This window comes from Eubacterium sp. OM08-24, assembly GCF_003438075.1.
Lineage (GTDB): Bacteria > Bacillota > Clostridia > Oscillospirales > Acutalibacteraceae > Ruminococcoides.
In genome coordinates, this window is sequence record NZ_QSTA01000001.1 from 788,771 (window position 1) to 804,092 (window position 15,322).

The following is a 15,322-nucleotide window of genomic DNA, read 5'->3' on the forward strand; positions in this document are numbered from 1 at the left end:
CGCTTATTTATTCTTGAGAACATATACAGTGTCAAGTGTGAGCTTTTTTGCCGCCTCTACAATTTCTTCCTTTGTAACGGCATTATATTTTGCCGCAAGTTCTTCAATGCTGTTAAAACCGTCATTTATAAACTGTGAAGAATACCAGTTGTCTATACCGGCTGTGGTATCGTTGGATGTACGGAATCCGTTTACCATTGCACGCTTTGTAGCCTCAATTTCAAAGTCGGTGATGTTGCCGTTTTTCATATCCTCAACTTCTTTAAGAATAGCTTTTTCGGTTTTCTCTATATTTTCATTGAGCACACCGCTGTCTACAATCATAAGACCGTTGATGAAGTTGTAGCTTGCGGCGCAGTAATAGCAAAGGCTCTGCTTTTCTCGCACATTATTAAAGAGTTTTGAGTTGGCGGTACCTCCGAGAACAGCGCACATAAGTCTGCCTGCAATCCAATCTTTTTCGGTATCTGTACAGCCGACACCCGAACGGAAACCGAGCACGAGCTTTGACTGAGAAACATCCATTTCCTCAACAATATGCTGTGCCTCGTCAGCGCTCTTTACATAAGTCATATCAACCTTGCAAGGTGTTCTGTCAATTTTGCTGTATGCGTCTGTAAATACCTTTTCGGCTTTGTCTGCACCGCTGTCACCAATGTAAAAGATTTCTACGACAGACTCTTTAAGCACCTTTTTCCAAGCGTCAACAAGGCTTTCGGGAGTGATTTTATTAATCTCCTCGACCGAGCCGTAGCGCTTAATGCCGCAGGTCTGACCTTTGAGCATATTGGTAAGCATTGTGCTTATAGCATAACTGCGCTTATCGTTAAACTCGGCGTCAATAGCGTCAAGCAACTGTCTGCGTTCCTGCTCGAAATCATTATCATTAAATTTACCGTCGGTAATGTTAGGATTAAAAATAACCTCGCACAAAAGCTTTGAAAGCTCGGCAGAGATAACCTCATCGGTAAACACATATCTGTCGTCAATACCAACCGCTGTAAAAGTTAGCACCTGATAATCGCCTGTTTTCTTTACGCTTGAAACAATGTCTGTTCCGTAAAGCGAGCTGAGTTTTTTGCTGAACTGAGTAAAATCGGGATAAGCCTTACACGAGCGTGTAAGAAGTCCACGCAAAAGAGCATTGTGCGCTGCGTCCTTTTCATTTAAAGGAACATAAAGATTTACACTCATTCTGATTGTTTTAAATCTATCTACCTTAATGTTGTTAAAAGCAACACCGTCGGCAATAATTTTTCTTTCAACAGAATTCATCATATCATCTCCGAATCTATAATCTATATTATTTCCAATCTAATATACATTGTTTAGTATAACATAATTTTTCGGGAAATAAAAGCATTTATATAAAAAATAAGGGCATTGTCTGTAAACAACACCCTTTTTATGTATATTATATGATTATTTCTTTTTTCTTCTTGCCGCAAAAGCTGTCAGTACAAAGAAAACCGCTGCGGTTGCAACAAGAACAATTATGCTTTCAAAATCAGTCACAGTATGGTCGCCGAACGAATAGATTATACCCATCTCGGAATTAATCTGATCAATTACATCGGGTTTTAATTCGGCAGGTACAGATTTGGTACATTCGGTAATTGCACTCTCTGTAAAAATCTGTCTTAACATACTGCCCGCATGAGAAATCGGAAAACATTTTACTGCAGTTGCAACCGAATCGGGCAACGAACCCACAGGAATATAAATACCTGTAATAAATCCGGAAATTGTACCTATAACCGTACATACGGCGGTATATGCGCCCTCGGTTGTTATAAACATTGCAATAAACATAACAATAGAAGTTGTTGCAAGGTCGTCAATTGCAATTATGCCGACAACCTTAAGCATATTCAAAAGGCTTAATAATTCTCCGCCGTTTACAACTATGTATATTTCACCGAGAATAAAACCTATCAATGTAATAAAAAACGAAATCAAAGCAAGACTTAAAATATATCCGAGAGTTATTCTGCTGCGGCTTACAGGTGAACAGTAAAAGTCTTTAAAAAGTCCTTTTGACCTGTCGCTTACTATTGATACCGCTCCGAGAGATATTGAAAGCGGCATAATAGAAATAATACCTGCCATTATCCAACCGTCTGTAAGAAGTCTTGGGCTGTCAAGTCCTATACCCTCAAAACCTTTTGAAAGTTGATCTCCGAGGAAAAGCGCATACAAGCCGACGATTATAAATACCGTAAGCAAAGACGCAAGCCAAGCGCCCTTATTTCTGAAATATATTTTAATATTTCTTTTCACCAAAGCAAGCATTACTTTATCTCCTTTCCTGTAACAGTTACAAATAAATCATCCATTTTACCTTTCTGAACTTCAAAATCAAATATGTAATCCTTTAGCTCATTGACTACCGGCAAAGCTGCAAAAGTTGACTTAACGGGAATTTTTACAGTTTCTTTCGTAAATGTGTATTTCATATTCTTTGACTTCAGTATCCTTTCAATATCCGCCATTGTACTGTCTTTATGGTATATTGTAAGCATATCCGAAACATATTTGCTTTTAAGTTCAACGGGAGTTCCTTGCGCCGCAATTTTACCCGAATCCATAATTACAACATATCCTGCGTTCTCTGCTTCTTCAAGATAATGAGTGGTAAGAAAAACCGTTATTCCGTATTCTTTTCGTAAATTACTTACGGTTTCCCATACCGCAAGTCTTGTTTGCGGGTCAAGTCCGGTAGTCGGTTCGTCAAGAAATAATATTTTAGGTGTATTAATCAATGCTCTTGCAATATCTGCTCTTCTGCGCTGACCACCCGAAAGTTTACCGTACGGTCTGTTCATAAAATCGGTTGCACCCGATTTTTCGATAGCATCGACAACTGCATTTTTCAAACTTTTACCTTTTAATCCGTAAAAACTGCCTCGTATCGAGAGGTTTTCTTTTACGGTAAGCAATGGGTCAAGCAGGCTTTCCTGAAATACCGCACCGATTTCGGCTCTTATTTTTGAATCTTCTTTTCCGAGTATTCTTCCGCCGATTTCAACTCTGCCGCCGTCAGGCTTTAAAAAAGTATTCAATATACTTATGGTGGTTGACTTTCCCGCTCCGTTCGGCCCTAAAAAGGCAAACAGACTGCCCTCCTCCACATAAAAGCTAATATTGTCAACAGCCTTTAAATCGCCGTAAGTCTTTGTTAAATTTTCAATTACTATTGCTTTTTTCATTGCCGTTTCTCTCCTTTAATATTTTATTAATCGTATTTGAATCTGCTTTCATTCTCAACATTTGAATTGTAAACACTATCAAAAACACCGCAATAATTACACCTGTCGCAATCAGCAAGTCTGACATTACAAAATCAAACCAACCGAATATTGCTCCGCCTACTACCATAACCACGGCAAAAACTTCTAAAATATATATTATGCTTACAGTCAACAAACTAAGTTTGAGTTTAAAACCGTTTGATAATATCATGTCGGTCACAAACATTAATACAGAAATAACCAATGCGACAATAAAGCATTGAATTACGCTGTATGCATTAAAAACAAAACCGCTGCCTAAAAACACATTAAGCAAAGCAAGTATAAGTGTTTGCCAAGCAAATGAATTTACAAAAGCAGAAAAATACTGACTTAATTTATTCATTGTTCTATCCCCTTTACAGTCCGAATTTACTTTTAAAATCTTTTAAATAATGCCTGTTTACAATCTGAACTTCTCCGTTATTCATATGTACTTCCATTTTTCCGTTAAGCAATGGCCTTACACCCGTAAGTTTGCTTATATTAAGAATACAATTCTTACTTATCCTTACAAAATCGGATTGCGGTAAAAGCTGTTCTGTCTGATAGAGTTTGTAATCGGTTTCATACACCTTATTTTGAGAATAAATAAATGTCTTTTCATCAACGCTTTCTATGTAATAAATCATTTCAGCAGATATAAGAAATGTTTTATCATCAATTCTGCCGGTCAGCTTTGCATTGTTATGTTCAAGCTCGTCAAGGAGTCTTTTTAAATTCTCGTCAACAGCCGCACATTTAACCGTAATCTCGGTTTCGGTAACTGTGCTGTCTTTAATTATCTTTATCTTCATATATTCCCTCTGTGAAGTTAAATTCATTTATTAAGTACATTTATAGAATAGCAGAAATTGTATTCAATTTAAAGTATTTTTAGGTAAAATGCAAAATACAAAGGTTAAGTTGCATAAAAAATACCGCCAACCTCTCGGTCAGCGGTAAAAATCAGTTCCAATAGTCAAAGAACAGTACATTTTCGTATTTTGTTATGTAATTTTGAGTTGAATGCCAATTGTTCGGATAAGCGTTATAATACTCATCTGTACACATTACAAGTATACGGTGCTGAACAGCGTTACCGCCATTGTCAAAAACATATGACACGGCATTTTTAGCATTTGCGTTTACATTTTCTCTGTATCCGTCATACCCCATACCGCCGTTGGCAGATGATTTTCTTAAATCCATAGGATTTTTGCAATATCCGTAAACAAGAGCATCTCTTATACACTGTGCAATAAATACAGAACCTGCATAAGAAGTACCGAACTCACCCATTACAATTTTTTCTATGTAAGCCCTTTCTTTATCGGAAAGTTTATATGTTCTTCCCTGATAACTGCTGTCAATTTTATTTGACGGTAATTTAATTAAAAATGAATTAGCTGCACTTGCTCCGCTGCTTGTACCTCCGCTTGACGCATTCATAAGAATATTTTGCAAAGCGGTTACATCATTAATATTAATTTTGCCGTCACCGTTAATATCCGCACGCTTTTCATATGCATCGGTCCAATTACTTCTGTTCCCCGAAAGTCTTAACTGCAAAGCGGTTACATCAGATACTGATACCTTTCCGTCGCCGTTCAAATCATAATTACTTTCTGCCGCAAAAGCGGTAACAGTAAGAAGGCTCATAAACAAAGTTACAGCAAGAACACAAGAAACAAATTTACTTATTTTTTTATTCATATTTTCTCCTTCACAATACCTTTTATTCTGTTATTTACTGATGTTTTTCAACATCACAACATTTTTATTATAACACATAAAAATACAAATTGCAAATTTATTGCTTCTGAGATGTATTTTTTCAAAAAAAGTGTTGACATTTGTAAATTACGGTGGTATAATAACACTCGTTGATTGAGAGGAAACAATCTCAGTACAAAAACTTAATATTAGCGAGTGTGCTGGAATAGGCAGACAGGCACGTTTGAGGGGCGTGTGTTTCACGACGTACGGGTTCAAGTCCCGTCACTCGCACCATAAAAAACAGATTAACTTTCTTATTAGTCTGTTTTTTTGTTTTACAAGCAAAGTGATAACGGGACTTGAAGGCGACCGTTAAGAAAACAGTCCTGTGGACTGTTTTTAGGGAGAGCGTTGATGATATTTATAATTTTTGCAAGCCGCATCAAACGAGGCAGAAAGTTTACTTATTTTTTAACTAAGTCACTCGCACCATAAAAACAGATTAACTTTCTTGTTAGTCTGTTTTTGTTTTACAAGCAAATTGATAACGGGACTTGAAGGCGACCGTTAAGAAAACAGTCCGGTGGACTGTTTTTAGGGAGAGCGTTGATGATATTTATAATTTTTGCAAGCCGCATCAAACGAGGCAGAAAGTTTACTTATTTTTTAACTAAGTCACTCGCACCATAAGAAACGGATTAACTTTCTTATTAGTCTGTTTTTTTGTTTTACAAGTATGGTAATTTTTAGATATATTATTACTAAATCTTTTCTGTAATAAAGGAAAATAATATGGGACTGTTTGATAAATTTAAAAAGAAAAATAACGAAGATTGCATTGATGATGTAACCTTTATCAGAGATATAAAGCATATTCAATCAGGGCCTTGGCATCAATATGATGTGCTTTTGGCAGCGCAGGGCTATGGATGGGATTATATGATTAGCTCGGCTGATTATATGGCAGCCGCTGACTTGGAAAATATATCACAAGTAACGAGCGGTTTTATTGACTCAGAAGATACCGATATTACAGAATTATACAAAAAGAGCAACTGCAAATGCAGTGAAACAGAAATATTAAAAACCGAAACCGCAAGTCTTTCCGTTGCCGGAATTAGCAAAACTTTAAAAGCACCTATGAAAATAGTATGGTTTAATCAAACGCAGGTTTTGAGATTTTTTACAACAGTTGATGACGAAACACTTATCAAAAAATATATTGAAACTGTTATTCGCCGCACTTTTGGAACAGACGATGCTATGAAATTAGCAAAACCTATTCCGAAACAGTAAATTTTATTATTTAGCATAATGCATTAGAAAAACATTTATAAAAGTTTGATCAACCTTTTCAAAGGTTGTGAGTGTGGGCAAAGCCCACAAATACTTTTTGCTACCGCAATTTAATGCACTAAACCATAATAGGGCTGACGCTTTGTCTGCCCTATTATTTTTGAAAAACCGCTAAACAGCACAACAGCCGGTGCAAAACGCATCGGCTGTCGCTATGGAGAGCTCAGAATGAATTATCTATATGAACAGACGCATTACCAACCAAACATTTGTGACCAAATAGATTTGTCGCCATTTGAATTGTTGCTGTCTGATGTAGGAGTTGTGCTCTTTTGTGAGCCGTTGGAAATCTTAGAATTGCTTACCGCAGGCACATATTCCTCAAGTACAAATGAAACTGTCTTGCTTGTGCCTCGGCGGCTAACTGTAAATGTTACGGTATCGCCTACCTCTGCTTTTTCAAGTGCGGTTGTAATATCATCCGATGTTGAAACATCGGTATCGTTTACCTTTGTTACAAGGTCGCCTCTTGTAATGCCTGCTTTTTCGGCATTTGAGCCTGAATCAACAGAAAGCACATAACAGCCTGTTTGGTTTACGCCATAATAGAATGCGGTTTCATCAGAGGTAATATCTGTAAAATCCAGACCAAGGTCAACCTTGCCTGTTACATAGCCGTATTCCTTGAGGTCGCTGAGAATGTCGAGTACATTATTAATCGGGATAGCAAAAGCGATACCCTCAACCTCGGTTGCGCTCTGCTTTGCGTTTACAATACCTACAAGCTCGCCGTTTGCATTGAAAAGTCCGCCGCCTGAGTTACCCGGGTTTACCTGAGCGTTTGTCTGCAAAAGGGTCATTTGAGTATTTTCAATAGTAACCTTTCTTGCAAGTGCTGAAATGATACCGTCTGTAACTGTACCGCCAAGCTCGCCGAGCGGATTGCCGATAGCAACTACATAGTCGCCTACTGCAAGTCTGCTGCTGTCGCCGAATGTTGCGGCTGAAAGACCTGTTGCATTGACCTTTAGCAATGCAATATCGTTGCTTGAATCGCTGCCGATAATGGTTGCATCGTATTCAGTACCATCTCTGAGTCTTACCTTAACAGAGTTTGCTCCGTCAATTACATGGTTATTTGTAAGAATGTAACCGTCCTGAGAAATGATAACACCCGAGCCTGCGCCCTGCTGAACATACTGCTGTGCGAACGAGCCTGTTACAACGCTTTCGGTTGAAATCTCTACAACGCTGTCGGCTGTCTTTTTAACAATTTCAGAGGTTGAGCTTGCGGTTGAAGTGCTTGAGGCTGTTGTAGTGTTGCCATTGCTGCTTGTTTTGGTAATATTCAAGCTGCCGCTTGTGGTGGTGTTCATTTTATTTGCAAAATAACCGCCGCCAAAACCAAGTCCGCAAGAGAATACCATTGTAGCTGCAAGAGCAATGGCAATGGCGCCTCTTGAAACAGGCTTTCTCGGCTTTTTAGGCTTTTTCACCTTGTGCGGCTTTGCGTTTGCCGAATGATTAGGTGCTGCACCGTACGGCTGAGAATTATATACATTCTGCGACTGCTGATTCTGAGCGGAATAGGTATTTTGCTGATAATTATCATAAGTGTTTGTGTTTGGATTATGGTAATTATTGCTGTATCCTGTTTCTGCGCTCTGTGACGAATAGCTTTGCTGTGACGAATACTGTGTCGGCTCATTGTATCTGTTAGGATTATGAGATGCGTCTTTATTGTTGCCATTTACATATGAATAATGGTATTCATTACCGCTTGCGCTGTTGTCTGATTTTTCGCAGTTCCACTCATAAGATGCCTCGGCATTGTCTGCTGATTTCTCCTGTGGAGTTTCTGAATTTGTGTTTTCAGTATTACCTGAATAGATGTCGTCGAATTCATTTGGATTTTTATTATCAAGCATTATTTTGTCCTCCTTTAATGCTGTGTCTTTCGTATTTCTTACGATGTATATATAATAATTTTACCAAGTGAAAACTATATGAACTCGTTTTGAAATGAATATGAAATAAATTGAAATAACAATGAAACCCGTTTCACATTTTATTCTTAAAAATGCCGAACAGTCACTGCGACCGTTCGGCATTGCGTTTTTATATTACTATTATATATGTATAGAAGATTATTATGCTATGCCTCGCTCTCGATTTTTTCATCGGCAGGCTTTTCGTAATACTCTACTATACGCTTTCTTACGGTTACTCCGTCATATTTCTTTTTAAAAGAAATCTTGCCTACAAACTTTCTTCCGCATCTTTTGCACAAGAACGGCGCAACAAAGCTTTTATTCTTGACTTTCCAATTAGATTGCCTTGCAGCCTGTCTGCCGCACTCATCACAATTAAAGCGCATACTGCGTTTGTCAATCTCAGGATTATTAATATCTGTAATAAAATGATTTTTATACAGCAGTCTGTCGTAAAAATCGTGAGAGGTTGCGTCTGTAATAAAGCTGTCTATCGGGTAATCGTCTATAAGATGTTTCATACACTTTAGTGTAAGCTCGGCATCGGCATACGCTCTGTGCTGTTCTTCAACATCAAAGTTTATGGCGAGCATATCGGCACACACCGAAAGTCCGAGCTGTGACGATTTATCATTAACAGAAAGGCATTTCTCGCAGTAATCCTGCACATTGCAATAGCTTGTAAGAAATGGCAGCTCAGGCTTATGAGCATAGTACATATAGTTTTCAATCAATGCGAGAATATCGCTTGTGCCCCATGTTACCAATACGGACTCGCCGCAGAATTTTTTAAATTCAGAAACGGCGTGCATAAAAGTATGACCGTTTTCTCTTAATTCCTCGTTGGTAATCTTTGTCAGCTTTTTTACCTTTGAGCAAAGCTTTTTGCCAATCTGTGGGGCAATCAGCATTTCAAATCTGTCTACAACTTCGAGATTATCATTTGTTTTTACCGCACCAAATTCAATTATCTCATTTACAAAACGCTGCTCCTTACTGCTGAACGAACCGTTCCATTCAAGATCTAATACTACAAAACTCATTATTTTTTACGGAAAGCCTGTTTCATTCTCTGTTCCTTTGAAAGAATACGCTTGCGCATACGGATATTCTCAGGAGTAACCTCAACAAGCTCATCATCAGCTATAAACTCAAGGCACTGCTCAAGTGAAAGAATTGACGGCGGTGTGAGCTTGAGTGCGTCATCAGAACCCGATGCACGGGTATTAGTGATGTGCTTTTTCTTACATACATTTACTGTAATGTCCTCTGACTTAGGGCTTGCGCCTACAATCATACCCTCATATACAGGAACGCCCGGGCCGACAAAGAGTCTGCCTCTCTCCTGTGCGGCATACAAACCATATGTTACGGTTTCGCCTGTTTCAAAAGCGATGAGCGAACCCTGATGACGAGTTACGATTTCGCCCTTGTATGGCTCATAGCCGTCAAATACATGGTTCATAATACCGTTGCCGTTTGTGTCTGTAAGGAATTCAGGACGATAGCCCATAAGACCTCTCGACGGAATACGGAACTCAATGTGAGTTGAGCCGCCCTCACGAGTGCCCATATTGATAAGCTCTGCCTTTCTTGAACCGAGCTTTTCCATAACTGCGCCAACATAAGCGTCAGGCACTTCGATAATAAGCATTTCCATAGGCTCGTTTAACTTGCCGTCAATCATCTTTGTGATAACCTGCGGACGAGATACCTGAAATTCGTAATTCTGACGGCGCATTGTTTCAATAAGAATAGAAAGGTGAAGCTCGCCTCTGCCCGATACCTTAAATGTATCGGCGCTGTCGGTTTCCTCTACTCTCAACGCAACATTGGTTTCAATTTCCTTGAAAAGTCTGTCACGAAGATTTCTTGAAGTAACATACTTGCCCTCTCTGCCTGCAAACGGAGAGTTGTTTACAATAAAGTTCATTGATACGGTAGGCTCGTCAATCTTTACGAATGGGAGCTGTTCGATATTTTCAGGGTCGCAGATTGTTTCGCCGATATTAATATCCTGAATACCGCTCACGCAGATAAGGTCGCCCATTTCCGCAGTTTCGCTCTCTACTCTTTTAAGTCCCTCGTACTGGTAAATCTTGCCTATTCTTGCATTCTTTGTTACATTGCCGTCTGTATGGCAAATTGCAACGCTCTGACCTGTTTTAACAGTGCCTCTTTCAACTCTGCCCACGCCGATTCTGCCGACGAACGGGTCTGAGTCAATGTTTGAAATAAGAATCTGAAGTCCGCCCTCGGCGTCACCTTGCGGAGCAGGAATTTCATTTACAATAGCCTCAAAAAGCGGTTTCATATCTGTACCCGGCTGATGTGGGTCAAGGCTTGCGTAGCCGTCACGACCCGACGCATATACAACAGGGAAATCAAGCTGGTCTTCGTCAGCGCCAAGCTCGATAAAGAGGTCTAAAACCTCGTCTACAACCTCTTCCGGTCTTGCACCCGGACGGTCAATTTTATTGAGTACAACCAAAGGCTTTTTGCCAAGTCCCAAAGCCTTTTTAAGAACAAATCTTGTCTGCGGCATACAGCCCTCGAAAGCGTCTACAAGAAGTACAACGCCGTCAACCATCATAAGGATACGCTCAACCTCGCCGCCAAAATCAGCATGACCGGGGGTATCAACGATGTTGATTTTAATACCGTTATACATAACCGCTGTGTTTTTAGAAAGAATTGTAATGCCTCTTTCTCTCTCAAGGTCGTTTGAATCCATTACTCTTTCAGCCACAGCCTCGTTTGCTCTGAAAATACCGCTCTGCTTTAAGAGCTGGTCTACGAGAGTAGTTTTGCCATGGTCAACATGAGCGATAATCGCTATATTTCTTAAATTTTCTCTTGTTTCCATAAAATTATCCCCCTATTAAAATCTAAATTCAAATAGTCCTGCGCATACTTTTTTATTATATCACCATAAAACAGAAAATTCAATTTATTTTTGAAATTTAGCAACAGATAGTGCCAAAAACGCAAATTTTCGTATTTACATCCATTTTTACTTTACATAAAGAGAAAAATGTTATATAATAGGTACTAATAATTGCCTTATAATTGGCAATTAATGTATACGGGTTATTGCTTTTATATTGCAAATACCACAAAAATACTTTTTGCGGAGGTAATCAAATGGGCTACACAATTGCACAGAAAATTATTAAAGAGCATTTGGTTTGCGGCGAAATGGTTGTCGGCAACGACATCGGTTTGCGCATTGACCAGACTCTTACACAGGACGCAACAGGCACAATGGCTTACATAGAATACGAGGCTATGGGTATTCCGAGAGTCAAAACCGAAAAGAGCGTTGCATATATCGACCACAATACATTGCAGACAGGTTTTGAAAATGCCGATGACCACAGATTTATTCAGTCGGTATGCAAAAAGCACGGCATTTATTTTTCAAGACCGGGCAACGGTATTTGCCATCAGGTACACCTTGAAAGATTCGGTAAGCCGGGCAAAACATTAATCGGTTCTGACAGCCACACTCCGACAGGCGGCGGTATCGGTATGCTTGCTATCGGTGCGGGCGGTCTTGATGTTGCTGTTGCTATGGGCGGCGGTGCATATTACATCACAATGCCGAAAATGGTTAGAGTTAATCTTACGGGTAAACTCAGCCCATGGGTTTCTGCAAAGGATATTATTCTTGCAGTATTAAGAGTTATGAGCGTTAAGGGCGGTGTCGGCAAAATCGTTGAGTACGGCGGTGAAGGCGTTAAAACACTTACAGTTCCTGAGCGTGCTACAATTACAAATATGGGTGCGGAGCTTGGCGCTACAACCTCTGTATTCCCTTCAGACGAAATCACAAGAGAATTTCTCAAGGCTCAGGGCAGAGAGGAAGACTACACAGAGCTTAGCGCTGACGCTGACGCTGTTTATGACGAGGTTATTGAAATCAACCTTTCAGAGCTTGAGCCGCTTGCTGCTTGTCCTCATTCACCGGACAATGTTAAGCCAATCAGCGAGCTTGAGGGCAAGAAGATTGACCAGGTATGTATCGGTTCATGCACAAACTCAAGCTACCTTGACCTTATGAGAGTTGCTCACATTTTAAAGGGCAAAACAGTTGCAGACGGCGTGTCGCTTGCTATTGCTCCGGGCAGTAAGCAGGTATTTAATATGCTTGCTATGAACGGCGCACTTGCAGATATGATTGCTGCCGGCGCAAGAATCCTTGAGAGTGCCTGCGGCCCATGTATCGGTATGGGACAGTCGCCAAACAGCAAGGGTATTTCACTTCGTACATTCAACCGTAACTTTGAGGGCAGAAGCGGTACAGCAGACGGTCAGATTTACCTTGTATCTCCTGAAACAGCTGCCGTATCGGCACTTGCAGGTGTATTTACAGACCCAAGAAAGCTCGGTCCTGCCGCTGAAATTGAGCTGCCTGAGAAGTTCCTTATCAATGATAATATGGTTATTGCTCCTGCTCCTGTTGAGGAAATGGACAATGTTGAAATTTTAAGAGGTCCAAACATTAAGGAGTATCCTGCTACAAGTCCTCTTACAGAGTCTATCGAGGCATCCTGCTCACTCAAGGTTGGCGACAACATTACAACTGACCACATTATGCCTGCCGGTGCAAAAATTCTTCCGCTCCGTTCAAACATTCCTGCTATTTCTCAGCACTGCTTTACAGTATGCGACAAGGAATTCCCTGAGAGAGCAAAAACTCTCGGCAAGAGCATTATCGTAGGCGGCGAAAACTACGGTCAGGGTTCATCAAGAGAGCACGCTGCCCTTGCTCCGCTTTTCCTCGGCGTTAAGGCAGTTCTCGTAAAGAGCTTTGCAAGAATTCACAAGAGCAACCTTATCAACGCAGGTATTCTTCCGCTTACATTCCAAAACACTGCCGATTACGATAAGATTAAGCTCGGCGATATGCTTGAGCTTCCTGATGTTAAAAAGGAAATTGCAGAAGGCTCGGCTGTTACAGTTGTAAACAAGACAACAGGCGAAACCATTGTTGCCGACTGCGAGCTTTCAGACAGAACAAGAGCAATTATTCTTGCAGGCGGTTTGCTTGACTATACAAAGGAGAACAGCTAATGGATAAAATTAAAATGACTACCCCCATCGTTGAGATGGACGGCGACGAGATGACAAGAGTTCTTTGGCAGAAAATCAAAGACATTCTTATTTACCCATACATTGACTTAAAGAGCGAGTACTACGACCTCGGTCTTGAAAACAGAAACAAAACAGACGATCAGGTTACTATTGACAGTGCCGAGGCTACAAAGAAATACGGTGTTGCCGTAAAGTGCGCTACAATCACACCTAACGCAGCAAGAATGGACGAATACAACCTCAAGCAGATGTGGAAATCACCAAACGGCACAATTCGTGCTATTCTCGACGGTACAGTATTCAGAAGTCCTATTCTTGTAAAGGGCATTACTCCGTATATTCCTACATGGAAAAAGCCGATTTGCATTGCCCGTCACGCTTACGGCGATGTTTACAAGAATACAGAAATGGTTGTTAAGGCAGGCAGCAAGGCTGAGCTTTGTGTAACAAAGCCTGACGGTACAGAGGAAAGAAGTACAATCTTTGACTTTAAGACAGACGGTATCATTCAGGGTATGCACAACCTTGACAAGAGCATTTCATCATTTGCCCGTTCTTGCTTTAACTATGCGCTCGACCAGAAACTCGATGTATGGTTTGCCACAAAGGATACAATCAGCAAGAAGTATGACCATAGATTCAAGGATATTTTTGCCGAAATTTTTGAAAACGAGTACAAAGAGAAATTTGAGCAGGCAGGCATTACATATTTCTACACACTTATTGATGACGCCGTTGCAAGAGTTATCAGAAGTGAGGGCGGCTATATGTGGGCTTGCAAAAACTATGACGGCGATGTAATGAGCGATATGATTGCCACTGCATTCGGTTCACTTGCTATGATGACAAGCGTGCTTGTTTCACCGGACGGTGTATATGAGTACGAGGCAGCACACGGTACTGTTCAGCGCCACTACTACAAGTATCTCAAGGGCGAGGAAACCTCTACAAACTCTGTTGCAACTCTCTTTGCTTGGACAGGTGCTCTCAGAAAGCGTGGCGAGCTTGATAATCTTCCTGAACTTATGAGCTTTGCAGACAAGCTCGAAAAGGCTACTATCGACACTATTGAAGACGGTGTTATGACAGGCGACCTTTACGCTATTTCAACTCTTGAAAACAAGAAAAAGGTTAATTCAGAGGATTTCTTGCTTGCAGTAAACGAGCGTCTTGCAGCTGCGCTTGCGTAAGGCATAATTATAAATCGGTTAAAAGGAGTAAGGTTAAAGTACAATGTCCAGAAATGACAACATTTCAATGTCTGTAATCAGAAGACTGCCCAGATATTACCGCTTTTTATCTGAGTTAAACGAACAGCACATTGACAAGATTTCATCTACAAAATTGGCTGAAATTATGAATGTAACCGCTTCTCAGGTAAGACAGGATCTTAACTGCTTTGGTGGATTTGGTCAACAGGGTTACGGTTACAGTGTGGCTCAGCTGAAAGAAGAAATACAGAATATTCTTGGTCTTAACAACGATTATAAGGCTATACTCATAGGCGCAGGCAACCTTGGCAAAGCGGTTGCAAAGCATATGAACTTTGAAAAGCTCGGTTTTGAGCTTATCGCCTGCTTTGACTGCAACGAGGAAAAGGTGGGCAAAAAGCTGAATAATCTTACAATAATGCACGACAGTCTGCTCGATGACTTTTGTCAGAACAACAGGATTAACACTGCGTTTTTGTGCATACCGAGAGTATGTGTGGAAAATGTACTTGATAAGCTGTATGGTTACGGCATCAAGAACTATTGGAATTTCAGTCACTATGACATTGCGAGAAAATATAACGATACACTTGTGGAGAATGTCCACCTCAGTGACAGCCTTATGACCTTATGCTACAAAATGAATAACCGAGATAAAATCTTATAATTAAATAAAGGCTGTTCCCTATCTTGCGGAACAGCCTTTTAATTATGGTTTAACTTAGTTTATCACAAAGTT

At 40.2% G+C, this 15,322-nt stretch carries 13 protein-coding genes and 1 tRNA gene; 5 read left to right on the plus strand and 9 right to left on the minus strand.

Going from position 1 to position 15,322, the window contains the following annotated elements; genetic code table 11:
* Nucleotides 1–3: 3 nt before the first annotated feature.
* The 6 genes from DXC23_RS03925 to DXC23_RS03950 form a co-directional block, all read right to left on the minus strand.
* On the minus strand, nt 4–1,278 hold the full coding sequence (locus DXC23_RS03925) for a pitrilysin family protein (RefSeq protein WP_117704856.1): 1,275 nt from the start codon (nt 1,276–1,278) through the stop codon (nt 4–6).
* A gap of 144 nt (nt 1,279–1,422) precedes the next feature.
* Nucleotides 1,423–2,292, minus strand: a complete 870-nt coding sequence (locus DXC23_RS03930) for an ABC transporter permease (protein WP_117704857.1) — start codon at nt 2,290–2,292, stop codon at nt 1,423–1,425.
* Nucleotides 2,292–3,209, minus strand: coding sequence for an ATP-binding cassette domain-containing protein (locus tag DXC23_RS03935; protein ID WP_117704858.1), 918 nt, complete (start codon nt 3,207–3,209; stop codon nt 2,292–2,294). The genes DXC23_RS03930 and DXC23_RS03935 overlap by 1 nt, the downstream gene beginning before the upstream one ends.
* Nucleotides 3,187–3,636 carry a DUF3021 domain-containing protein gene (locus DXC23_RS03940; RefSeq protein ID WP_117704859.1) on the minus strand — a complete coding sequence of 150 codons (450 nt, stop codon included), beginning with the start codon at nt 3,634–3,636 and terminating at the stop codon, nt 3,187–3,189. Before DXC23_RS03940 ends, DXC23_RS03935 begins: the two co-directional genes overlap by 23 nt.
* A gap of 13 nt (nt 3,637–3,649) precedes the next feature.
* Complete coding sequence (locus tag DXC23_RS03945) at nt 3,650–4,087, minus strand: LytTR family DNA-binding domain-containing protein (RefSeq protein WP_158552424.1); 438 nt, start codon at nt 4,085–4,087, stop codon at nt 3,650–3,652.
* Between the two features lie 151 nt (nt 4,088–4,238).
* Entirely contained in the window at nt 4,239–4,985 is a 747-nt protein-coding gene (locus tag DXC23_RS03950) for a dockerin type I repeat-containing protein (protein WP_117704861.1), read from the minus strand.
* Nucleotides 4,986–5,197: 212 nt separating this feature from the next.
* On the opposite strand from DXC23_RS03950, the gene DXC23_RS03955 reads away from it, so the two are divergent.
* Both DXC23_RS03955 and DXC23_RS03960 read left to right on the plus strand, forming a co-directional pair.
* A tRNA-Leu gene (locus DXC23_RS03955) sits at nt 5,198–5,282 on the plus strand.
* A 498-nt stretch (nt 5,283–5,780) separates the two neighbouring features.
* Nucleotides 5,781–6,284, plus strand: a complete 504-nt coding sequence (locus DXC23_RS03960; RefSeq protein WP_117704862.1) for a hypothetical protein — start codon at nt 5,781–5,783, stop codon at nt 6,282–6,284.
* A gap of 254 nt (nt 6,285–6,538) precedes the next feature.
* Here DXC23_RS03960 and DXC23_RS03965 read toward each other — a convergent pair whose 3' ends face one another.
* The 3 genes from DXC23_RS03965 to typA form a co-directional block, all read right to left on the minus strand.
* Nucleotides 6,539–8,212: a trypsin-like peptidase domain-containing protein gene (locus DXC23_RS03965; protein ID WP_117704863.1), complete on the minus strand. Its 1,674-nt coding sequence runs from the start codon at nt 8,210–8,212 to the stop codon at nt 6,539–6,541.
* A gap of 227 nt (nt 8,213–8,439) precedes the next feature.
* Nucleotides 8,440–9,318: a 3'-5' exonuclease gene (locus DXC23_RS03970; RefSeq protein WP_117704864.1), complete on the minus strand. Its 879-nt coding sequence runs from the start codon at nt 9,316–9,318 to the stop codon at nt 8,440–8,442.
* Nucleotides 9,318–11,141 carry a translational GTPase TypA gene (gene typA, locus DXC23_RS03975; protein WP_117704865.1) on the minus strand — a complete coding sequence of 608 codons (1,824 nt, stop codon included), beginning with the start codon at nt 11,139–11,141 and terminating at the stop codon, nt 9,318–9,320. Before typA ends, DXC23_RS03970 begins: the two co-directional genes overlap by 1 nt.
* A gap of 278 nt (nt 11,142–11,419) precedes the next feature.
* On the opposite strand from typA, the gene DXC23_RS03980 reads away from it, so the two are divergent.
* The 3 genes from DXC23_RS03980 to DXC23_RS03990 are packed head-to-tail and all read left to right on the plus strand — an operon-like array spanning nt 11,420 to nt 15,250.
* A complete protein-coding gene (locus DXC23_RS03980; protein WP_117704866.1) occupies nt 11,420–13,351 on the plus strand; it encodes an aconitate hydratase in 1,932 nt (643 codons plus the stop codon).
* Nucleotides 13,351–14,562, plus strand: a complete 1,212-nt coding sequence (locus DXC23_RS03985) for an NADP-dependent isocitrate dehydrogenase (protein ID WP_117704867.1) — start codon at nt 13,351–13,353, stop codon at nt 14,560–14,562. The genes DXC23_RS03980 and DXC23_RS03985 overlap by 1 nt, the downstream gene beginning before the upstream one ends.
* Nucleotides 14,563–14,605: 43 nt before the next feature.
* Nucleotides 14,606–15,250: a redox-sensing transcriptional repressor Rex gene (locus tag DXC23_RS03990; RefSeq protein WP_117704868.1), complete on the plus strand. Its 645-nt coding sequence runs from the start codon at nt 14,606–14,608 to the stop codon at nt 15,248–15,250.
* The last annotated feature ends 72 nt before the right edge of the window (nt 15,251–15,322 follow it).